Raw genomic sequence first — 21,992 nt, forward strand, 5'->3', positions numbered from 1 at the left:
TTCGTACTCACCCTCTCGGGCTTTCCTCTGGGCTTCCCTTCGGTGTTCCAAACTCTATCAGTGTTTTTCCGCCGCTCTGACCACTGTTCTGCAGGCATGCAAAAAGTGACCCGCGAAAGGATCTGACCAGTTTGGTGCTGCCCGGCGAGAACGCGTTATGGCGTCGCTCCGCCCCAAGCAGGTCTACGACTGTACATGCGGCCGGGGAGTGGACGCAAATCCCTTTGCGGTATGGTCTAGACCACTCTGGGGTGCCGGCGCGGAACCGGTACTTCATGTGACATACCCTGCTGAACAGCGTGCCGTCCCGCACCGGTGGCGACGGCCCTTGCCGTTCTCCACCCCTGGGAGGTTTCCCATGACCACCGTGACGTCCCCCCTTGCCGGACGCGCCGTCGGCCTCGCTTCCGTACCGGATCCCGTCTTCTCCGGGGCCATGGTGGGACCGGGCACCGCGGTCGACCCCGTCCGTGAACCGTCCGAGGCGGTCTCACCCGTGGACGGAGTCATCGTCTCCCTGCATCCGCACGCCTTCGTCGTCGTCGACCGGCAGGGCCACGGCGTTCTCACGCACCTCGGCATCGACACCGTGCAGCTGAACGGTGAAGGCTTCGAATTGCTGGTCAACAAGGGCGACACCGTCACGCGGGGCCAGGCCGTCGTGCGGTGGAACCCCGCGGCGGTCGAGGCCGCCGGCAAGTCCCCCGTCTGCCCGGTGGTGGCGCTGGAGGCCACCGCCGAATCTCTCTCCGAGCTGCGTGAGACCGGTGACGTGAAGGCCGGCGACGGTCTCTTCGTCTGGAAGTGACTCGGCGCCGTCGTGACGACGGCACGTAGGCAGGGACGACAACCACCGCGGCGGCGGTCTCGCCGCACTACCGGAGACGGGTGAGATGGAGACAACGCTTCGAGGCGTCGGTGTGAGCCACGGTGTGGCGATCGGCGAGGTGCGGCACATGGGAACGGCGGTCCTGGAACCGCCCGCCAAGCAGATTCCGGCCGAGGACGCGGAGCGCGAACAGGGGCGTGCCCGCAAAGCGGTGGACGCCGTCGCGGCCGACCTTACGGCGCGCGGCAACCTGGCGGGCGGCGAGGCCCAGGCGGTGCTTGAGGCACAGGCCATGATGGCCCAGGACCCCGAGCTGATGGCGGACGTGGACCGCCGGATCGCCGTCGGCAGCACGGCCGAGCGGGCCGTCTACGACGCCTTCGCCTCCTATCGCGAGCTGCTGGCCGGTGCCGGGGAGTACCTCGCCGGCCGCGTGGCCGACCTGGACGACGTGCGCAACCGCATCGTCGCCCGGCTGCTCGGTGTGCCGATGCCGGGTGTCCCGGACAGTGACGAGCCCTATGTGCTCGTGGCCCGGGACCTCGCTCCGGCGGACACGGCGCTGCTCGACCCCGCTCTGGTGCTCGGGTTCGTCACCGAGGAGGGCGGGCCGACGAGTCACAGCGCGATTCTGGCGCGGGCGCTCGGTGTCCCGGCCGTGGTCGCGCTGCCGGGCGCCGGTGAGCTGGCGGAGGGCACGGTCGTCGCCGTCGACGGCAGCACCGGAGACGTGTTCGTGCAGCCGAGCGACGAGAAGAAGGCGGAACTGGAGGCCGCAGCCGCCGCGCGCAAGGCCGCCCTGGCGGCGTCGACGGGGCCGGGCGCGACCGCCGACGGCCACAAGGTGCCGCTGCTCGCCAATGTCGGCGGCCCGTCCGACGTACCGGCCGCTCTGGAGGCCGGTGCCGAGGGAGTCGGTCTCTTCCGTACCGAGTTCCTCTTCCTCGACGACAGCAAGAACGCGCCGTCGGAGGAGAAGCAGGTCGAGGCATATCGGCAGGTGCTGGAAGCCTTTCCCGAGGGCCGCGTGGTCGTGCGGGTACTGGACGCGGGCGCGGACAAGCCGCTGGACTTCCTGACCCCCGCCGACGAGCCCAACCCCGCGCTGGGTGTGCGGGGCCTGCGGACACTGCTCGACCACCCCGACGTACTGCGCACCCAGCTGACGGCGCTGGCGAAGGCGTCGGAGGGGCTTCCCGTCTACCTTGAGGTCATGGCCCCGATGGTGGCGGACCGTGCGGACGCCAGGGCGTTCGCGGACGCGTGCCGTGAAGCGGGGCTGCGGGCGAAGTTCGGCGCGATGGTGGAGATTCCGTCGGCGGCGCTGCGGGCGCGGTCGATCCTCCAGGAGGTCGAGTTCCTGTCGTTGGGGACGAACGATCTCGCGCAGTACACCTTCGCCGCCGACCGGCAGGTGGGTGCCGTGTCCCGGCTTCAGGACCCTTGGCAGCCGGCGCTGCTCGATCTGGTCGCGCTCTCCGCGGAGGCGGCCAAGGCCGAGGGGAAGAGCTGTGGTGTCTGCGGCGAGGCGGCGTCCGACCCGCTGCTGGCGTGTGTGCTGACCGGTCTGGGTGTGACCTCCCTGTCCATGGGGTCGGCTTCGATCCCGTATGTGCGGGCGACCCTCGCGAAGTACACGCTGGCTCAGTGCGAGCGCGCGGCGGCTGCGGCGCGTGCTGCGGACGGTGCCGACGAGGCGCGCAGCGCGGCCCAGGCGGTGCTGTCCGGCGAGTAGTCGCGACGGTGCGGACGCCGGTCACCGGTTGTCGGGAGGGGCGCTTCACCTTCGGGTGGGGCGCCCCTCCCGGTGTTCAGTGCCGGTGTGCCGGTGGCGGTGCCTCGTCGCCTCCGAGGTCGGGGGGTACGCAGTAGTCGACGCCGGATTCAGGGGCGATCAGGTCGCCGGACTCGCTGTCGGTGCAGTAGGCGTCGAAGACCTCGCCCGCGGTGAGCGGTTCCAGGCCCGCTCCCACGCCCCGCAGGCGCCATCCGCAGACGCGGTCGGTACTGCCGGTGACGCTGGTGCGCATGACGAGTCCGCCGGGGCTGCGGGTGGCGAGGCCGAGGGCGAGGACCGTGGTGAATTCCAGCAGTTCCGCCTCGTCGAGGTGGGTGGCGCCCTCGTCGTCCTGGTCCGCGTGCAGGACGGCGACGACGGCTTCCGGTGTTCCCGTCACGCTGCACACCAGGTGGTGGCTGCCTGGCTGGGCGGTGTCGAGGACGCGGACGACGAGCCGTGAGGCGCGGGCGAAGGCGGCGCGGCCGATGTCCTCACCGCAGACGGCGCAGCCGCCGAGCCGGGCCAGAAGGGTGGAGGCGTACTCCCAGGTGGCTTTTCGGACGGCTTCGTCGACGAGGGCGGGGACGAGGTCCGCGAGGGGCCGGCCGTCGTAGGGGACGGCCGGTCCGGTGGCGGCGAGTTCCGCGGTGAAGCGGGAGCGGCTCGACGCGGAGTCGGGGTCCAGGTCCGCCTCGGTGCAGAACTCGGCGTACTCCTGCGGGTCGAAGAGGGCGACGGTCGTGTGGGTGCCTTCGGACGCCCGTGTCCTGAGCAGTGCCTCGACCTCGCGGAGATAGGACGTGTGGTCGTCGAAGGTGAAGCTGCGGTAGCGGCGCATGGCCCGGAAGTCGTGATCGTCGGTGAGCAGTCCGATGGTGCCGGCGATCTCGCGGCGCAGGACGCGTCGCATGGTGTGGTGGTCGGTGTGCGCCATGGGTCCCCCTGTGTGCGGTCGATCAATGCTCACTCACAGTAACCTTCGGCACTGACAACGGCTTCGGGGAAGGGCGCCGGTCCCCGGAGGCCGGCGTGGTGCACGGGGTCCGGGGCCGGTGCGGGGTCAGGCGCGTTTGCGGCCGAGCTCCTCGTAGAAGTGGAGGAGGTCGAGGTTGTCGACCGAGCCGGGGTTGACGGCCTTGCCCAGGGGGGTGCCCTGGAGGAGGCGTTTGACGGGGACCTCGATCCGCTTGCCGGTGAGGGTGTGGGGGATGCCCGGGACCTCGATCACCTCGTCGGGGACGTGCCGGGGTGAGAGCTGTTCGCGGATGGTCTGTTTGATGCGGCTCAGCAGGGCCTCGTCGAGTCGCGCTCCCGGGCTGAGGTGGACGAAGAGGGGCATCCAGTAGCCGCCGTCGGGTTGTTCGACGCCGATGACGAGGGATTCCTTGATCTCGGGCAGGCGCTCGACCGCTTCGTAGATGTCCGCCGACCCCATGCGGACGCCCTGGCGGTTCAGTGTGGAGTCGGAGCGGCCGTGGATGACGACGGAGCCGCGGGAGGTGACGGTGATCCAGTCACCGTGGCGCCACACGCCGGGATAGGTGTCGAAGTAGCTGTCGTGGTAGCGGCTGCCGTCGGGGTCGTTCCAGAAGCGGACGGGCATGGACGGCATGGGGTTGCGGACCACGAGTTCGCCGACCTCGTCGGTCAGGGGCCTGCCGCCGGGGTCCCACGACTGGAGGTCGGTGCCGAGGCCGGGGGCCTGGAGCTCGCCGGTGTGGACGGGCAGGGTGGGTACGGCGCCGGCGAAGCAGGAGCACACGTCCGTGCCGCCGCTTACGGAGGCGATCCACAGGTCGGCCCCGGCTTCGGCGAACTCGTCGTGCAGCCAGCGGAAACCGTCGGGCGGCAGCGGTGACCCGGTGGTGGCCACGCACCGCACCGTGGAGAGGTCGAAGTCGCGTGCCGGGTGCAGCTCGGCTTTGCGGCAGGCCATCACGTAGGCGGCGGAGGTGCCGTAGAGGGTGGCGGCGGTGCGTTCGGCGATCCGCCACTGGGCGCCGGTGTCGGGGTGGCCGGGGCTGCCGTCGTACAGGACGATCGTGGTGCCGGTGAGCAGGCCGGAGACGAGGAAGTTCCACATCATCCAGCCGGTCGAGGTGTACCAGAAGAACCGGTCCCCGGGGCCGAGGTCGCAGTGCAGGCCGAGTTGCTTGAGGTGCTCGACGAGGATGCCGCCCTGGGACTGGACGATGGCCTTGGGCAGGCCGGTGGTGCCGGAGGAGTAGAGCACCCAGAGGGGGTGGTCGAAGGGCACCTGCTCGAAGACGGGTTCCTGGTCCGAGGCGGTGAGGGCCGACCAGTCGAGGGCGCCGTCGGGGGCGGGCGTGCCGAGGAGGGGGATGTGGACGACGGCGCGCAGGGTGGGCAGTTCGCGGCGCAGTTCGGCGACGGTGTCGCGGCGGTCGTGCTCCTTGCCGCCGTAGCGGTAGCCGTCGACCGTGAACAGGACGACCGGTTCGATCTGCTGGAAGCGGTCGAGGACGCTGCGGGCGCCGAAGTCGGGGGCGCAGGAGGTCCAGACCCCGCCGACGGCGGCGGTGGCGAGGAGGGCGACGACGGCCTGCGGGATGTTCGGGAGGTATCCGCTGACGCGGTCGCCGGGGCGTACGCCGAGGGCACGCAGTTCGGCGGCGAGGGAGCCGACCTGGCGGCGCAGCTCCGACCAGGTGACGGGGCGGGGGTCGTGGCGCTCGTCGACGTACAGGAGGGCGGGTTCGTCGGAGCGGGTCCCGGCGGCGCGCAGCGCGTGTTCGGCGTAGTTGAGGGTCGCTCCGGGGAACCACTGGGCTCCGGGCATCGAGCGGGTGCCCAGCACGCGCGCGTAGGGCGTGGAGAACCGGACGTCGAACCATTCGGCGACGGCTTTCCAGAAGGTGTCCAGTTCGTCGACCGACCAGCGGTGCAGGGCGGGGTAGCCGCCTTCGGAGGGGGCACCGTGGTGCTCCGCGGCCCAGGACTGGAACCTGGTGATCTGGGACCGGGCGATGCGTTCCGGATCCGGCTGCCAGAGCGGCTGGGGGTTCTCGGTCGTCATGGGGCGGCTCCCGGACTCTGCGCGTCGTGTGCGTCGGTCCGCGCACGGGCGGGGTGTGCGCGTGACGCGGATGACACGGACGATGCCATGTGATCGACTTCTGCACCAGGGTGCGCCGCACATAGTCCCCGTCGTGAAGATGTGGTCTCGGCACGGGTGAACGGCAGTTGAACGACGCACGCGCGTGGGGCGCCCAATGGCAGGCTGAGCAGCATGGACGGTCGTGACCTGGTGCGTTCGATAAAGGCGGTCGGTTCGGTGGGGACGGCTCAGGGGTTGCGTACCGTGAGGGCGGCGTGGCGCAGGCGCCGTGTCGACGCGCTGGGGCTGCCGCCGCGTGGTGCCGAGCGGGCCCGGGTGCCCGGAGTGCTGCAGGAGGTGCGGCCCGGTCCGGGTGGCGGGGTGCTCCGGTTCAGCCGTTCCGAACTGCGGGTCACCGTCACCGTGCACGGCGCCGTCTTCTGGGGCTGGGACGGGGCCTCCGCCGAGCCGTCGTACGCGCTTGTCGGCCGGTGCCCGGAGCCCGATCCCCGGGCCGTGCTGGAGCCGGACAAGGACGGCGGCTGGCGGGTGGTGGCCGAGCGGGTGACGGTGGTCGTCTCACGGCACGGGGCCGTGGAGGTGCGGACGCCCGGAGGGGTGACGCTGCGCCGGGATCTGCCGCCGCGCTGGTGGGAGCCGGTGGGCGGGGGCGCGGCACGGTGGATGCAGCGCTCGGAGGTGGCGGCGGACGCGCGGTTCTTCGGTCTGGGGGGCCGGGCGTCGGGGCCTCGGCTGCGGGACGGCACGTACCGGCTGTGGAACACCGACCCCGGCCGTGCGTTCGGTCCGGGCGAGGATCCGCTGTACATCACCATGCCGGTGCAGTTGGTGGTGTCGGACGCGGCCACGCATCTGGTGTTCCACGACTCCCCGTGGGACGGCACGGTGACGCTGCGAGAAGGCCGGGAGGGGGCGGGGTCCGGGCACGACCGGGCCGGGACGAGCGATCTGCGGATGGAGGGGGGTCCGCTGCGCTGCTGGGTGATGACGGGCACCCCCGCGCGCGTGCTGCTCGTCTGGGCGTCCCTCACCGGTGCGGCCGCGCTGCCGCCGTCGTGGGCGCTGGGTCACCATCACGCGGTGCGGGGCTTCGGCGGGGAGCAGGAGGTGCGGCACGTCGTCTCGGGCCATGGGCACAGGCATCTGCCGCTGGACGCCGTCCACCTGGGGTCCGACCACTACGACGGGCACCGGGTGTTCACCGTGGACCAGGAGGCTTTTCCCAGGCTGCCGCAGCTCGCCGAGGACCTGCGGCGGGACGGTGTCCGTCTGGTGTCGGTCGTCGAACCGGCGGTCGGGGCCGCTCCGGGCGGCGCGGTCTACGACGGCGGCACGGCGGTGGAGGCGTTCGTACGGGATGCCTCGGGGCGGCTCGTGCGGGGGGTGGCTCGTCCTGGGGAGGCGGTCTTCCCCGACTTCACGCACGCGCGTGTGCGCGAGTGGTGGGGCGGTCTGTACGAGGAGGGGGCGGCGCAGGGCTTCGCGGGTTTCTGGCACGACATGAACGAACCGACCTCGTTCGCGGCGTTCGGGGAGTCGACCTTGCCGCGCTCGGCCCGGCACGCCCTGGAGGGGCGGGGCGGCGACCACCGGGAGGCGCACAACGTCTACGCGCTGTGCATGGCGAGAGCGGGCTACGAAGCGGCGCTCGCGCGGGCTCCCGAGGAGCGGCCCTTCCTGCTCTCCCGCTCGGGGTGGGCGGGGATGCAGCGCTACGGGGGGACCTGGTCCGGCGACATCGCCACGGGCTGGCCGGGACTGCGGGCGTCCCTGTCCCTGGTCATGGGGCTCGGCCTGTGCGGCGTGCCCCACTCGGGCCCCGACGTCGGCGGGTCCGAGGGGACTCCGTCACCGGAGCTGTACCTGCGGTGGTTCCAGATGGCGGCGTATCTGCCGCTGTTCCGTACGCACACGAGCCCGCGGGCGGGGCGCAGGGAGCCCTGGGAGTTCGGTCCCGAGGTGCTGGAGCACGCGCGCGTGGCGCTGGTCGAACGACGCAGGCTGCTGCCGTACTTCATGACGCTGGCGCACCTCGCGCGCCGTACCGGAGCGCCTTACGTGCGTCCGCTGTGGTGGTCGGCTCCCGAGGACCGGGCCTTGCGCGACTGCGAGGACGCGTTCCTGCTGGGCGACGCCCTGCTGGTCGCGCCGGTGCTGACGCCGGGCACCGGCAGGCGGGCGGTGCAGCTGCCGCGCGGGCGCTGGTACGACACGGTGACGGAGCGGGTTCACGAAGGGGCGGCGCAGGTGTTCGTGGACGCTCCGCCGGCGCGGATTCCGGTGCTGGCGCGCGCGGGTGGCGTCGTCCCGGTACGCGGTGACGACGGAGGGCTGGAGCTGGAGGTGTGGGCGCCCGCCCCAGGGCGTACCGGGGGCGGGCTGGTGGTGGCGGACGCGGGGGACGGCTGGGACGAGCCGGAGATCGAGCGTTACGTCACGCGCTGGGAGGACGGGAAGGTGATCGTCGAGCGGGAGCACGAGGACGGCACGGTGGCGGCGGCCCGCCCCGTGCGCGTCCGGGGGCTCGGGGGGCGCTCGGCTCAGATGTAGCGGCCCTCGAAGAAGGCGGCCACCGCCAGCGTGTGCAGCGGGAAGGCCAGCTCCTCGGGCCTGTGCAGAAGGTGCCAGCCGTCGGTCTCCTCGGTGGCGGCGGAGGCCGGCAGGCGGTCGGCGGGCCGTTCCGGGAGGAGGCCGAACAGCAGCAGATGGCCGTCGGCCGAGCTCATGGCGTCGGCGAGGCGGACGTCGCGGGCGGCCGCTTCGATGCCGGTCTCCTCCCGGAGTTCGCGGACCACGGCCTGCCGCCAGTCCTCCCGGTCGTCGATGAAGCCGCCGGGCAGGGCGACGCCTCCGCGCGCGGGGGCGTTGGTGCGGGTGATGACGACGAGGGCGGTGCCTTTCCCGTCGTACACGGGCTGGAGCGCTACGGCCACCGGCGTGGGGTTGCGGTAGGCGACGGCGCCGCACGCGGGGCAGGTGCGCGGCCAGCCGGAGACGCCCTCTCCGAAGGGCGCGCCGCAGCTCGAACAATGGCTGTTCGCTGCGGAGTTGGGGACGGAGACTTGAGTTTCGGACACGCCGCGGACTGTATCCGATCAGCTCAGGGGCGTAGTCCGGGGGCTGCCGTCCGGCGCGCTGCCGGGACGCGCGGCCGGTTCGGACGGGGTCCGGTCCTCCGTGCCCTGCCGCTCCCCGCGCGCGCGTGGCAGACTTCTGACGTTCCGTCAGATCTCTGCGGGGAGGGACCATGCCACGTGCACGCACGCCGGTGGTCGCCGGGTGGTTCAGCGGCGACGGGAACGGCTTCCGCCTGCTGGGGACGCGCTGTTCGGCCTGTACGGCGGTCTTCTTCCCGCGGGAGGACGGGCATTGCCGCAATCCGCGGTGCCCCGGTGGTGAGCTGGCGGAGGTGGCGCTGTCGCGGCGCGGTCGCGTCTGGTCGTACACGGACAGCCGCTATCGGCCTCCGTCACCCTATGTGACCAACCCGGAACTTCCGTGGCGGCCGTACGCGTTGATCGCTGTGGAACTGGAGGCGGAGGGACTGGTGGTGCTGGGGCAGGCGGTTCCCGGTGTGACCGTCGCCGATCTGGCGGTGGGGATGGAGGTGGAGGTCGTCCCGGGCGTGCTTCACGAGGACGCGGAGACGACCTGGACGACCTGGCAGTGGCGGCCGACGGGGGTGAAGGCATGACGCGGGATGTGGCTGTGCTCGGTGTGGGCATGCACCCGTGGGGCAAGTGGGGGCGCGGTTTCGTCACGTACGGGGTGGCGGCGGCCCGTGCCGCACTCGCCGACGCGGGACTGGGGTGGCGCGACGTCGGCTCGATCGTCGGCGCGGACACCGTGCGGGGCGGCTACCCCGGGTATGTGGCCGGGGCGACGTTCGCCAGGGCGCTCGGCTGGCAGGGCGCGCGGGTCACCAGCGTGTACGCGGCGTGCGCCTCGGGGGCCCAGGCCGTCGACACCGCGCGGGCGCAGATCCTTTCGGGTCTGGCCGACGTCGTCCTGGTGGTGGGCGCCGACGCGGCGCCCAAGGGCTTCTTCAGGCCCGCAGGCGGCGATCGGCCGGACGACCCGGACTGGCTGCGCTTCCGGGTGCTCGGCGCGACCAACCCGGCCTACTTCGGGCTGTACGCGCGCCGGCGGATGGCCGTCCACGGGGACACGCTCGACGACTTCGCGCACGTCAAGGTGAAGAACGCCGCCCTGGGGGCGCTCAATCCGCGAGCGCGCTACCGCAAGGCGGTCACCGCCGAGGAGGTGGCCGCGTCGGCGGTGGTCGCCGATCCGCTGCGGCTGCTCGACATCTGCGCCACGTCGGACGGCGGCGCCGCCCTGGTGCTGGCGGGCATGGAGTTCGCGCGCCGGCACGGTGCGGCCGACCCGGTGCGGATCCGGGCCGTGTCGACGGTGAGCCCGCGCTACCCGAGCACCGTGCTGGATCTGCCCGACATCGCGACGGACTCCACGGCCGCGGGGCCGGCGCCGGCCGTACCGTTCCGGGAGTCGATCGCGCGGGCCGCCTACGAGGAGGCGGGCGTCGGCCCCGGGGACCTCTCGCTCGCGGAGGTCTACGACCTGTCGACCGCACTGGAGTTGCAGTGGTACGAGGACCTCGGGCTGTGCGCCGAAGGAGAGGCGGCGAAGCTGCTGAGGGAGGGCTCGACGTCTCTCGGCGGGCGCATACCCGTGAACACCAGCGGGGGCCTGGCCTCCTTCGGTGAAGCGGTTCCGGCCCAGGCGCTCGCCCAAGTCTGCGAACTGACCTGGCAGTTGCGGGGCGACGCGGGTGATCGGCAGGTCGCCGGGGCGCGCGTGGGCATCGCCGCGAACCAGGGGCTGTTCGGACACGGGTCGGCGGTGGTCGCCTTGCGCTGAGCCGGGCCGCGAGCGGGCGGGGGCGTGCGCTCGTGGAGCGGCGCAGGAGCGTGCGCGTCCTGCGGACGGGGATCGGGCCGGTGGGGCGGCACCTCGGGGCGGGCGGGCCCTCGTCGGTGCACTGCGGGTCACGTCGTCCCTGGCCGCAGCCGTGTGCGTGCCGGGCTGGACGGGCGCCGGATCGGGGCGGCAGGCGCCCGCGCGGGGCGGGCGGTGGCGGAGCCCGGCGGAGGGTGAGACGCTTCAGCTACATGGTCGGCGGAGACCGAGCGACCGCCGTTCCGCATCTGTGCGTACTGGTCTCCGGCCCCTGCCGGGTCCGGCGGGAACTGGCTTCCCCCGCCCGCCCGATGGGGCCGAGTCGTCCGTCCCGCCGCCGGGCGGGTGTGCCGTGAGCCCGGTCGGTGGCGGTTCGTGACCCGTCAGCCCACCCGCCAACCGTCGGCGTCCGCGACCTTGACGGTCCCGGAACGTCGGTGAACACTTCCCGGTGTCGGTCGACATCGCCGTACATTTCGGCGTTTCCACGCACTGCGTCGCGGATTCCGCCTGCACCAAGGCCCTTTCCCCTCAGGCGAGTCGGCTCGGACGGCACGCTCGTCAGGGACGCCGGGCGGGGCGCGGGTCAGCCCTGTCTCCGACCGGAGTCGCCAAGGGAAACCGCACCTCGCACGGAAGCACCGGGGCCGCTCGTCCCGGTCAGGGCCTAGGAGCCGACATGAGCAACGGAGACATATTCCTCGGTGAGATCATCGGTACCGCGATCCTGATCCTCTTCGGAGCAGGGGTGGTCGCGGCGGTCGTTCTGAACTACTCCAAGGCCAAGGACGCGGGCTGGATCGTCATCGCGTTCGGCTGGGGCTTCGGCGTGATGGCGGGCGCGTACACGGCCGCACCGCTGTCGGGCGGGCAGCTCAACCCGGCGGTGACGCTCGGCATCGCCATCGACACCGGGGTGTGGGACAAGGTCCCCGTCTACATCGCCGGCCAGATGGTCGGCGCGATCCTGGGCGCGGTGCTGTGCTGGCTGGTCTACTACGCGCAGTTCCGGGCCAATGCCGACGAGGACATCGCCCAGCCGACGCTGGGGGTCTTCTCCACCTCGCCCGCGATCCGCAATCCCGTCGCGAACCTCATCACCGAGATCATCGCGACCATGGCGCTGGTGCTTCCGATCCTCGCGTTCGGCCTGACCAAGGGGCTCGGCGTGTCCGGCACCGCGATCCTGATCGTCTCGTTCCTGGTGGTGGGCATCGGGCTGTCGCTCGGCGGCCCCACCGGGTACGCGATCAACCCGGCCCGCGACCTGGGCCCGCGCATCGTCCACGCCTTGCTCCCGATCCCCAACAAGGGCACCTCGGACTGGGGCTACGCGTGGATCCCGGTGGTGGGACCGCTCATCGGCGCCGCGCTGTCCGGGCTCATCTTCAACGCAGCCTTCTGAAGGAACCGACGAAGGGGACGTCATGACGGACAAGTTCGTCGCCGCTATCGATCAGGGCACCACGTCCAGCCGCTGCATCGTGTTCGACCAGTCCGGCGCCATCGTCGCCGTGGACCAGCGCGAGCACCGCCAGATCTTCCCCAAGCCCGGGTGGGTGGAGCACGACGCGACCGAGATCTGGTCCAAGGTGCAGGCGGTGGTCGCGGGCGCGATCGCCAAGGCGGGCCTCAGGGCCGACCAGCTCAGCGCGCTCGGCATCACCAACCAGCGCGAGACGACGGTGCTGTGGGACCGCGCCACCGGCAAACCGGTGCACAACGCCATCGTGTGGCAGGACACGCGCACGGCCGCGCTGTGCAGGGAGCTGGGCGGCGCGGACGGGCAGGACCGTTTCCGTGAACAGACGGGTCTGCCGCTGGCCAGCTACTTCTCCGGCCCCAAGGCGGCCTGGCTGCTGGACAACGTGCCCGGTCTGCGGGAGCGCGCGGAGCGCGGCGAGATAGCCTTCGGCACGATCGACTCCTGGCTGATCTACAACCTCACCGGCGGCACGGACGGCGGCCGGCACGTCACCGACGTGACGAACGCCGGACGCACCATGCTGATGAACCTGGAGACCCTCCAGTGGGACCCCTCGATCCTGTCCGCCATGAACGTGCCCGAGGCGATCCTGCCGGAGATCCGGTCGTCCGCCGAGGTGTACGGAACAGCTGTCGGGCAACTGGCCGGGGTCCCGGTCGCCTCGGCGCTCGGCGACCAGCAGGCCGCGGTGTTCGGGCAGGCCTGCTACGACGTGGGCACGGCCAAGAACACCTACGGCACGGGCAGCTTCCTGCTGCTCAACACGGGCAACAGGCCGGTGCCGTCGAAGAACGGCCTGCTGACGACGATGGGCTACAAGATCGGCAGCGAGGCGCCGGTGTACTGCCTGGAGGGCGCCATCGCCATCACCGGCGCCCTGGTGCAGTGGTTCCGCGACCAGCTCGGCATCATCGCCACCGCCGACGACATCGAGCCCCTCGCGGCGAGTGTGGAGGACAACGGCGGCGCGTACATCGTGCCCGCGTTCTCCGGTCTGTTCGCGCCGTACTGGCGCTCGGACGCGCGCGGTGTCGTCACCGGTCTCACGCGGTACGTCACGAAGGCGCACCTGGCCCGTGCCGTGCTGGAGGCGACGAGCTGGCAGACGCGTGAGGTCGTGGACGCCATGCTCCAGGACTCCGGCGTCCACATCACCAGCCTCAAGGTCGACGGCGGCATGACGAAGAACAACCTCCTCATGCAGCACCAGGCCGACGTGCTGGACGTACCGGTGATCCGGCCGAAGATCTCCGAGACGACCTGCCTGGGCGCCGCGTACGCGGCGGGGCTCGCCACGGGCGTGTGGAACGACCTGGACGAGCTCAAGTCGCACTGGGCGAAGGACGCCGAGTGGACGCCCTCGATGTCGTCCGAGGAGCGCGACCGCGAATACCACAACTGGCGCAAGGCGGTCGAGAAGAGCTTCGGCTGGGAGGAGGACGGCGACGGCTGAGGGGACGTCCCGCCCCCAGGCCGGGTGCACGCGCGCGTGAGGACCGTGTGAGCCACGCGCGCGTGCCCGTCAAGGGCGGCCCGTACCCCGGTCGGCGAGGGTACGGGCCGTTTCCGTGCGCGGACCGCGGTGTCAGGTGGTGACGGGCTCGCGGTGGTCCGCCTTGAAGGACATCGCGTGCTGGACGACGCCGATCAGGATCTCCTTGACCGACTCGCGGTCGCGGGCGTCACAGAGCAGCAGCGGCACGCCCTCGTCGAGGTCGAGGGCCTGGCGGACGTCCCGCACGGGGTAGCGGGCGGCCCCCTCGAAGCAGTTGACGCCGACGACGAACGGGATGGAGCGGCGCTCGAAGTAGTCGACGGCGGCGAAGCAGTCCTCCAGGCGCCGGGTGTCGGCCAGGACGACCGCCCCGAGCGCGCCCTCGGAGAGCTCGTCCCACATGAACCAGAACCGCTCCTGTCCGGGCGTGCCGAACAGGTACAGCACCAGGTCCTCGCGCAGCGTGATGCGGCCGAAGTCCATGGCAACGGTGGTGGTGCGCTTGCCCTCGACGCCTGTGGTGTCGTCGAGGGGGCGGCCGGCCTCGGTGAGCAGTTCCTCGGTGCGCAGCGGCCTGATCTCGCTGACCGCGCCGACCAGGGTGGTCTTGCCCACGCCGAAGCCGCCGGCCACGAGGATCTTGAGCGTGACGGGCTCGACCGGAGGCTTGCCGCGCTCAGAACGCCCGAAGATCATCGATCTCTTCTCCTGCTTGATGGGGGTCGCGCGGCGGTGGGCCGTAGCCTCCGCCGCCGGGGGTTTCGACGACGAGTACGTCGCCGGGGCGGACGTCCGCCGAGTCGCTGCCGCGCAGTGCGGTGACGGTTCCGTCGGCGTGTTCCACGCGGTTGGCGCCCAGTGCCCCGGGCTCGCCTCCCGCCATGCCGTACGGCGGCACGCGGCGGTGCTGGGACAGGGTCGACACGGTCATCGGCTCCAGGAACCGGATCCTGCGTACGGCGCCGTCGCCGCCGCGCCACGCGCCGGCGCCGCCGCTCCCGGCGCGCACCGCGAAGGCGTCGAGCCGCACGGGCAGGCGCCATTCCAGCACCTCGGGGTCGGTGAGGCGCGAGTTGGTCATGTGGGTCTGGACGACGGGAGCGCCGGGGAACCCGTCGCCCGCGCCCGAGCCGGAGGCCACGGTCTCGTAGTACTGGTGGCGTTCGTTGCCGAAGGTGACGTTGTTCATGGTGCCGGAGCCCTCGGCCTGGACGCCGAGCGCGGCGTAGAGGGCGCCGGTGACGGCCTGAGAGGTCTCCACGTTGCCCGCGACGACCGCGGCGGGCGGTTCGGGCGCGAGGAGGCAGCCGGGCGGTACGACGATGTGGAGGGGGCGCAGGCAGCCGTCGTTGAGCGGGATGTCGTCGGCGACCAGGGTGCGGAAGACGTACAGGACGGCCGCGTTGACCACCGAGAAGGGCGCGTTGAAGTTCGTGGCCAGCTGCGGTGACGTGCCGGTGAAGTCGACGGTCGCGGAGCGGCTGGCGCGGTCCACGCGTACGCGTACCCGGATGACGGCACCGGAGTCGGTCTCGTAGGCGTACTCCCCGTCGTCCAGGGAGGCGATGACCCGGCGGACGGCCTCCTCGGCGTTGTCCTGGACGTGCTTCATGTACGCCTGGACGACGTCGAGGCCGAAGTCACCGATCATGCGGGCCACTTCCTCGACGCCCTTCTGGTTCGCGGCGATCTGGGCCCGCAGGTCGGCCAGGTTGGTCCTCGGGTTGCGGGAGGGGTGGGGTGCCCCGGTGAGCAGCCGCAGGGTCTCCTCCTCCAGGAAGCGGCCGTCCTCGGCGAGGAGCCAGTTGTCGAAGAGGATTCCCTCCTCCTCGATGGTGCGGCTGTGGGCGGGCATGGAGCCGGGGGCGATGCCGCCGATCTCGGCGTGGTGGCCGCGGGAGGCGACGTGGAAGAGGATTCGGGGGTCACCCTCCGTGTCCGGCCGGTCCGACGTGCCCGTGGTGTCGAAGACCGGGGTGATCACGGTGACGTCGGGCAGGTGGGTGCCGCCGTGGTACGGGTCGTTGACGGCGTAGGTGTCGCCGGGGCGCATCCGGGAGCCGCGGCGCCGGATGACCTCCTTGACGCTGGTGCCCATCGATCCCAGGTGGACGGGGATGTGGGGGGCGTTGGCGACCAGGTTTCCGTCCGGGTCGAAGAGCGCGCACGAGAAGTCCAGGCGCTCCTTGATGTTGACGGACTGGGCCGTGGATTCGAGGCGGGCGCCCATCTGCTCGGCGATGGACATGAAGAGGCTGTTGAAGACCTCCAGCAGCACCGGATCGACGTCCGTACCGAGATCGGAACTCTCCGTGACCGCCACGCGTTCCATGACCAGATGCCCCGCGTCGGTCGCGGCGGCCTGCCAGCCCGCGTCGACGACGGTCGTCGCGCCGGCCTCGGCGATGATCGCCGGGCCGGTGACGGTGTCGCCGGGAGGCAGGTGCTCGCGGCGGTGGAGGGGGGCGTCGTGCCAGCTGCCGCCGGTGTGGAGGCGGACGGTTCGCGGGGCCGAGCCGCCTTCCGGGGCGGCCTCGCAGGGGGCGAGTGCGGAGAGATCGGGGGGTTCGGTGATGCCGGTGGCTTCGACGGAGAGGGCTTCGACGACGATCGGGCGGTCGAGCGTGAAGGAGTACGTGGCGCGATGACGTTCCTCGAAGGCCCGGCGCATCGTGTCGGGTTCGGTCAGTTCGACGGTGAGGGTGGTGTCGGTGCCGTCGTAGCGCAGTTGGGCGCGGCGGGTGACCTCGATCCGGTCCTCGGGGACGTCCTCGTCGAGGAGTTCGGCGCGGGCGGCCGCCTCGAGGTCGTCGGCCGTCTCGCGGACGCCGGGCATCGCGGCGGCGTCGAGCGGGACCTCTGCGGACTGTTCGCGCATGGCGGTGGTGTCGGCGAGGCCGATGCCGAGCGCCGAGAGCAGGCCGGCCATGGGCGGGACGAGGACGGTGCGGATACCGAGGGAGTCCGCGACCATGCACGCGTGCTGGCCGCCCGCGCCGCCGAAGGTCGTCAGGGCGTAGCGGGTGACGTCGTGGCCCTTCTGCACGGAGATCCGCTTCACGGCGTTGGCGATGTGGGCGACGGCGATCCGGAGGTAGCCCTCGGCGACCTGCTCGGGCGTGCGGTCGTCGCCGGTCCGCTCCCGGATGTCCCGCGCGAGGGCGGCGAAGCGCTCACGGACCAGGGCGTCGTCGAGCGGCTGGTCGCCGTCCGGGCCGAACACCCTGGGGAAGTGGGCGGCGGGGATGCGGCCCAGCATGACGTTGGCGTCGGTGACGGCGAGGGGTCCGCCGCCTCGGTAGCAGGCCGGTCCCGGGTCCGCGCCCGCCGAGTCCGGCCCTACGCGGTAGCGGGACCCGTCGAAGTGCAGGACCGAGCCGCCGCCCGCGGCGACGGTGTGGATGTCGAGCATGGGGGCGCGCAGCCTGACGCCGGAGATCTGCGTCGTGAAGACGCGTTCGTAGCCGCCGGCGAAGTGCGAGACGTCCGTGGAGGTTCCGCCCATGTCGAAGCCGATGACGCGGTCGAAGCCGGCGAGCTGCGACATCCGGGCCATGCCGACGATGCCGCCGGCGGGGCCGGAGAGGATGGCGTCCTTCCCGCGGAACTGCCCGGCTTCGGCGAGACCTCCGTTGGACTGCATGAACATCAGCCGCACGTCTCGGAGTTGCCCGGCGACGTGCTGGACGTAGCGGCGCAGCACCGGCGAGAGGTAGGCGTCGACCACCGCGGTGTCTCCGCGCGGGACGAGTTTCATCAGGGGGCTGACCTCGCTGGACAGCGAGATCTGCGGGAACCCGACGTGGTCGGCGAGCCGGCCGACGGCCTGTTCGTGGGCGGGGTGCAGATGGCTGTGCATGCAGACCACGGCGACGGCGCGGATTCCGTCGTCGTACGCCTCCCGGAGGGGGCCTTCGAGGGAGTCCAGGTCGGGGGCGCGCAGGACGGTGCCGTCGGCCGCGATGCGCTCGTCGACCTCGACGACCCGTTCGTACAGGAGCGCGGGGAGCTCGATCCGGCGGGCGAAGATGCGGGGGCGGTTCTGGTAGGCGATGCGCAGCGCGTCGCGGAAACCGCGGGTGACGATCAGCAGGGTCCGCTCGCCCTTGCGTTCCAGGAGGGCGTTGGTGGCGACGGTGGTCCCCATGCGGACGGCCTCGATGGGCTGTCCGGAGCCGTCCATCAGCTCCCGGACCCCGGCGACGGCGGCGTCCGGGTAGCGCGCCGGGTTCTCCGAGAGGAGTTTGCGGGTCAGCAGACGGCCGTCCGGGCGGCGCGCGACGATGTCCGTGAAGGTGCCGCCACGGTCGACCCAGAACTGCCAGCCTGTCACGTCACTACCCCGCTTCCGCGCCGCTCACAGCGCCCGCAGGCCGTTGATCACGTCGCGCAGAATACTCTCGTCGACCAGCTCGGCCGGCGGTACGGGCCGGTTCACATGGACGAATTCCGCGTCGACGAGATCCCCGACGAGGACGCGCACGACGCCGATGGGCAGGTTGAGCTCGGAGGAGAGTTCGGCGACGGACTGCGGGGCCTCCCGGCACAGTCCGACGATGTCCACGTGTTCCGGGGACAGCGAGGAGTCCGCCTCGGCGTCGTCCGCGTGCGGCTCCGTGACGACCACCGCGATCAGGTCGAGGCGGTGCTGGGCCGCGCTGGTGGTGCGGCCGCGTGTCATGGCGTACGGACGGACGACCGGACCGGCCTCGTCGTCGAACCAGTGGCTTCTTCCCTGACCGTCAGCGCTCATGTCATCCCACTACCCGCCCGGGGACGGGTCGGTGCGCGGAGCGGTCCCCAGATGTACGCCGACCCGCTTGACGAGGAGCGTCATCTCGTAGGCGACCTGGCCGACGTCGGAGTCGGCGTCCGAGAGCACCGCGAGGCAGCTGCCGTCCCCGGCGGCCGTCACGAACAGGAAGGCGTCGTCCAGCTCGACGACGGTCTGGCGGACGCTGCCCGCGTCGAAGTGCCGGCCCACTCCCTTGGCGAGGCTGTGGAATCCGGACGCGACGGCCGCCAGGTGCTCGCTGTCCTCGCGGGTCAGGTCCTTGGACACGCCCGTGGGCAGGCCGTCGCCGGAGAGGACGACGGCCTTGCGGATGCTGGCGACGCGGTCCACCAGGTCGTCGAGGAGCCAGTTGAGTTCGCCGGACTGGGTGGTCGTGCTGTGGCCGGTCGCCTTCGGTGCGGTCATCGACCGTCCCCCTTAGTCGTTCGTTGTGGTGCTGTGCCGCCGCTGTCGTCGTCGGCGGCGTTCTCCTGGCGGCCGCGCTGCCAGCCCCGCTGGAGCGAGGCCATCCGGCTGCGTACCTCTTCAGCGTCCCGTTCGACGGGCTGCGCCGGATCCGGCGCGCGGCGCGCGGAGTTCTGTCGGAGCTGCGGGGCCAGGCTGGCCTGGCGCACCCGGCGGGGCAGTGCACCGGCGTCGGTGGCCGGGTCCTGCGCCTCGGTGTCCGGGCCGGCCGTGATCTCGGGACGACGGGCACGCCTCGCCAGGGCGGGCGGTTCCGGGAGGCCGTCGCGGTCGGGTCCGGGCGGGCGCGGGGCATCGGCGTGGTCGTCGGCCGGCTCCGCCGCACCGGTCGCCCCGCCGCGGGGTCCGGTGCCGCGCCGTCGGGACGGCAGCGGCGCCAGAACGCCGGGCTGCGGGGGCTGGGGGCGGGCGGGACCCGGTGCGGGCTCGGCGTCCTCGTCGTCCCGCCGCGGGCGCTGCTCGCCGACCGGGCGGCCGTGGGAGCTGACCAGCTTCGGGGTGCGGCGGCGGGGCAGCGGGACCGGGGCGCTCACGTCGTCGTCCGCGCCGGCCCGGTCGTGTCCGGTACGGATGCCGGTGAGCGGGGAGGGTTCGGCGAGCGGGCCGGGGGTCTGGCCCTGGCCCGGGGAGCGGGTGCGGCGGGCGCGGAAGAGCCCGCCGTGCTCACTGTCGTCGTCGAGGGGGTCCGGGAAGTCGCCGAGGGTGTGGAGGTCGACGGGGGCCTCCAGCTCGACCGGTCCGTCGAGGAGGGAGGCGGGCAGTCCCGGAAGGCGCGCCGGCACCTGGGAGAGCGCGGCGCGCCGGGACTCCTCCAGCTCGGCCTCCTTGGTGGGCGTGGGGCGGTCGAGACGGAAGCCGATGCCGTTGGTGTCCGGGACGTCGTCGGTGAGCAGCGCGTCGGGGATGAACACGACGGCGGTGGTCCCGCCGTAGGGCGACGGCTGGAGCGAGACCCGGACGTTCTGCCGCTGGGCGAGCCGGCTGACCACGAACAGGCCGAGCCGGTCGGTGTCGGACAGTTCGAACTCGGGTGTCTCGGCGAGCCTGAGGTTGGCGTCGAGCAGGACGTCGGCGGCCATCCCGAGGCCGCGGTCGTGGATCTCCAGGGTGAACCCGTTGGCGACCCGCTCGCCGAGGACCTGGACGGCGGTGTGCGGTGGGGAGAACACCGTGGCGTTCTCCAGGAGTTCGGCGACCAGGTGGGTGATGTCGGCGACCGCGGGTCCGGTGACCGCCACACGGGGCAGCCGGCGTACCTCGATGCGCTCGTAGTCCTCCACCTCGGCGACCGCCGCGCGCACGACGTCCATGAGCTGGACGGGCTTGCGCCACTGGCGGGACGGGGCGGCGCCGGAGAGGATCACCAGGCCCTCGGCGTGGCGGCGCATCCGGGTCGTCAGGTGGTCCAGGCGGAACAGGTCGGCGAGTTCCTCGGTGTCCTCGGTGCGGCGTTCCATGGTGTCGAGGAGGGTGAGCTGCTTGTGCAGGAGGACCTGGCTGCGGCGGGCGAGGTTGACGAAGACCTCGGAGACGCCGGCGCGCAGTTCGGCCTGTTTGACGGCGGCCTCCACGGCGGCGCGCTGGAGGGAGTTGAGGGCCTGGCCGACCTCGCCGATCTCGTTCTTGTCGTACTCCAGGCGCGGGACCTCCGTCTCCACGTCGACCTGTTCACCGGCCGAGAGGCGGCGCATCACGCTGGGCAGCCGTACCCCGGACGCCTCGTGGGCCTCCAGGCGCAGCTGCCGCAGGTCGCGGATGAGGCCGCGGCCGATGCGCACGGACAGGAAGAGCGAGAGCAGTACGGCGAACAGGCCGAGGACGCCGGCGACGACGGCCTTCGTGATGACGCTCATCGCGACGGGGTTGGCCCGGTCCTGGTAGCGGGTGCCCGCGTCGTCGTCGAGTTTGCGCAGTTCGTCGAGGACCCCTCCCGCGGCCTTGTCCCAGTCGGCGGCGTCGACGGTGCTGGGCTGCCCCGGCCGGGAGAAGATGACGGCCTGTTCGGTTACCCGGAGCGGGCCGCTGGAAGCACCCTTCCAGAAGCGTTCGTAGCGGCCCCGGTCGGCGGCGGGCAGGTCCGTGAGGCTGACGTCGTACATCACGGTGCGCTGGGCGACGAGGTCGGAGACGTCACGTATCTCGTCGCGGGTGAGCGTGCCGACCACGAGCGCGGAGCCGAGCAGCGCGTCCTCGCGGGAGAGGAGGTCCCTGGCTCTGGTGACGTTGAGCAGCGCGCGGGCCTGCTTCTGCATCGCCACGTTGTCGACGCCGTCGAGGGCGCCGAGGAGGGAGTAGGAGGGATCGACGAGGAGGTTGTACTGCTTGAGAGCCTCGGCCCGGGTCATCGTGCCGTCCTCGACGCTGCTGCGCAGGGGGCCGATGCCGGCGAAGGCGTCCAGGACGGCCGTGAGTCGTTCGCCTGCGCGTTGGTCCAGTCCGTCGCGGACGTCGGCGTCCTTCGCGTTCCTGCGGATCTCGGCGATCGCGGTGTCGGTGGCGCTGCGCGTGGCGCGCAGCGCGCTCAGGGCGTCCGAGGCCCGGCGGTCGGCGAGATAGACGAGCGCCTGGCGGCGTTCCTGCTGGAGGACGCGGATGGCGTCCTCGGTGGGGTAGCCGATCTTCTCGACGAGGGAGGACACCGTGAAGAGCTGGGCCACAGCGCGCCCCGTGAGTACCGTGGCGAAACCCCAGATCGCGGTCAGGGACACCAACGGCACGAGAAGCAGCGCCATCATCTTCCGGCGGATCGACTTCCCGCGAAAGTGCATGGCCTCCCCCAGCTCAAACCCCCCACGGACCAGGGGGCACACCTGTGCGTCAACAGTGGGCGCGAGCCTACTACCGACATACACGGAACTCGAAGAGACATCCGGAATCTGAACTTCCGCACTGGTGGCGAGACATGGCGAGTTGTCCGGGCATTGCGGGAGATTGCCTCCCGCAAACCCGAAGCACCCCGACGGCCGGATCCGGTCGGTATCCCTGGCCAGTTGGCCGAAAATTTTCTGTCTTCGGGAATCTTCCAGGCGTGCCGATCGTCCTTCTCTACGGGAAACGGGGCGGATTGGGCAACAGGAGCCGCATCCCGTCTCCCGGCGGCGTAAAGGGGCGCAAGACGGGCAGCCGCTGGGGAGCTGAGACTT

15 protein-coding genes are annotated in these 21,992 nt (G+C 71.9%); 7 read left to right on the plus strand and 8 right to left on the minus strand.

The genetic code is table 11. The features are described 5' to 3' along the window. Positions 1–358: 358 nt before the first annotated feature. On the plus strand, positions 359–808 hold the full coding sequence (locus SZN_RS18115) for a PTS sugar transporter subunit IIA (RefSeq protein WP_007497065.1): 450 nt from the start codon (positions 359–361) through the stop codon (positions 806–808). 85 nt (positions 809–893) lie between these two features. Then, positions 894–2,564: a phosphoenolpyruvate--protein phosphotransferase gene (gene ptsP / locus SZN_RS18120; protein ID WP_043731504.1), complete on the plus strand. Its 1,671-nt coding sequence runs from the start codon at positions 894–896 to the stop codon at positions 2,562–2,564. A gap of 76 nt (positions 2,565–2,640) precedes the next feature. On the opposite strand, the gene SZN_RS18125 is transcribed toward ptsP, so the two are convergent. Beyond that, positions 2,641–3,543 carry a hypothetical protein gene (locus SZN_RS18125; protein ID WP_007497069.1) on the minus strand — a complete coding sequence of 301 codons (903 nt, stop codon included), beginning with the start codon at positions 3,541–3,543 and terminating at the stop codon, positions 2,641–2,643. Positions 3,544–3,669: 126 nt separating this feature from the next. Beyond that, a complete protein-coding gene (locus SZN_RS18130) occupies positions 3,670–5,646 on the minus strand; it encodes an acetoacetate--CoA ligase (protein WP_007497071.1) in 1,977 nt (658 codons plus the stop codon). 213 nt (positions 5,647–5,859) lie between these two features. On the opposite strand from SZN_RS18130, the gene SZN_RS18135 reads away from it, so the two are divergent. Next, positions 5,860–8,238 carry a TIM-barrel domain-containing protein gene (locus SZN_RS18135; protein WP_043731507.1) on the plus strand — a complete coding sequence of 793 codons (2,379 nt, stop codon included), beginning with the start codon at positions 5,860–5,862 and terminating at the stop codon, positions 8,236–8,238. Here the strand turns inward: SZN_RS18135 and SZN_RS18140 are convergent. Beyond that, positions 8,229–8,765 carry an NUDIX domain-containing protein gene (locus tag SZN_RS18140; RefSeq protein WP_043731511.1) on the minus strand — a complete coding sequence of 179 codons (537 nt, stop codon included), beginning with the start codon at positions 8,763–8,765 and terminating at the stop codon, positions 8,229–8,231. The two genes, SZN_RS18135 and SZN_RS18140, sit on opposite strands and share 10 nt — an antisense overlap. A 191-nt stretch (positions 8,766–8,956) precedes the next feature. Here SZN_RS18140 and SZN_RS18145 point away from each other — a divergent pair, with 191 nt between their 5' ends. The 4 genes from SZN_RS18145 to glpK all read left to right on the plus strand — a co-directional run bounded on the left by SZN_RS18145 (position 8,957) and on the right by glpK (position 13,547). Then, on the plus strand, positions 8,957–9,382 hold the full coding sequence (locus tag SZN_RS18145) for a Zn-ribbon domain-containing OB-fold protein (protein WP_007497076.1): 426 nt from the start codon (positions 8,957–8,959) through the stop codon (positions 9,380–9,382). Then, positions 9,379–10,569: a lipid-transfer protein gene (locus SZN_RS18150; RefSeq protein ID WP_043731517.1), complete on the plus strand. Its 1,191-nt coding sequence runs from the start codon at positions 9,379–9,381 to the stop codon at positions 10,567–10,569. Before SZN_RS18145 ends, SZN_RS18150 begins: the two co-directional genes overlap by 4 nt. Positions 10,570–11,287: 718 nt before the next feature. Next, a complete protein-coding gene (locus SZN_RS18155; protein ID WP_007497079.1) occupies positions 11,288–12,013 on the plus strand; it encodes an MIP/aquaporin family protein in 726 nt (241 codons plus the stop codon). Positions 12,014–12,035: 22 nt separating this feature from the next. After that, positions 12,036–13,547, plus strand: coding sequence for a glycerol kinase GlpK (gene glpK / locus SZN_RS18160; protein WP_007497081.1), 1,512 nt, complete (start codon positions 12,036–12,038; stop codon positions 13,545–13,547). 132 nt (positions 13,548–13,679) lie between these two features. On the opposite strand, the gene SZN_RS18165 is transcribed toward glpK, so the two are convergent. Genes SZN_RS18165 through SZN_RS18185 form a run of 5 tightly spaced genes read right to left on the minus strand, consistent with a single transcriptional unit; the run spans position 13,680 to position 21,617 of the window. Beyond that, on the minus strand, positions 13,680–14,285 hold the full coding sequence (locus SZN_RS18165) for a GTP-binding protein (protein ID WP_007497083.1): 606 nt from the start codon (positions 14,283–14,285) through the stop codon (positions 13,680–13,682). Beyond that, positions 14,266–17,922 carry a hydantoinase B/oxoprolinase family protein gene (locus SZN_RS18170; protein WP_007497085.1) on the minus strand — a complete coding sequence of 1,219 codons (3,657 nt, stop codon included), beginning with the start codon at positions 17,920–17,922 and terminating at the stop codon, positions 14,266–14,268. Before SZN_RS18170 ends, SZN_RS18165 begins: the two co-directional genes overlap by 20 nt. 24 nt (positions 17,923–17,946) lie before the next feature. Continuing rightward, positions 17,947–18,342, minus strand: a complete 396-nt coding sequence (locus tag SZN_RS18175) for a DUF742 domain-containing protein (RefSeq protein ID WP_007497087.1) — start codon at positions 18,340–18,342, stop codon at positions 17,947–17,949. Between the two features lie 9 nt (positions 18,343–18,351). Further along, on the minus strand, positions 18,352–18,789 hold the full coding sequence (locus SZN_RS18180) for a roadblock/LC7 domain-containing protein (RefSeq protein WP_007497089.1): 438 nt from the start codon (positions 18,787–18,789) through the stop codon (positions 18,352–18,354). Further along, on the minus strand, positions 18,786–21,617 hold the full coding sequence (locus tag SZN_RS18185) for a nitrate- and nitrite sensing domain-containing protein (RefSeq protein WP_007497092.1): 2,832 nt from the start codon (positions 21,615–21,617) through the stop codon (positions 18,786–18,788). Before SZN_RS18185 ends, SZN_RS18180 begins: the two co-directional genes overlap by 4 nt. Positions 21,618–21,992 lie beyond the last annotated feature (375 nt).

Origin of the sequence: Streptomyces zinciresistens K42 (assembly GCF_000225525.1) — a bacterium.
Taxonomy (GTDB): Bacteria; Actinomycetota; Actinomycetes; order Streptomycetales; family Streptomycetaceae; genus Streptomyces; species Streptomyces zinciresistens.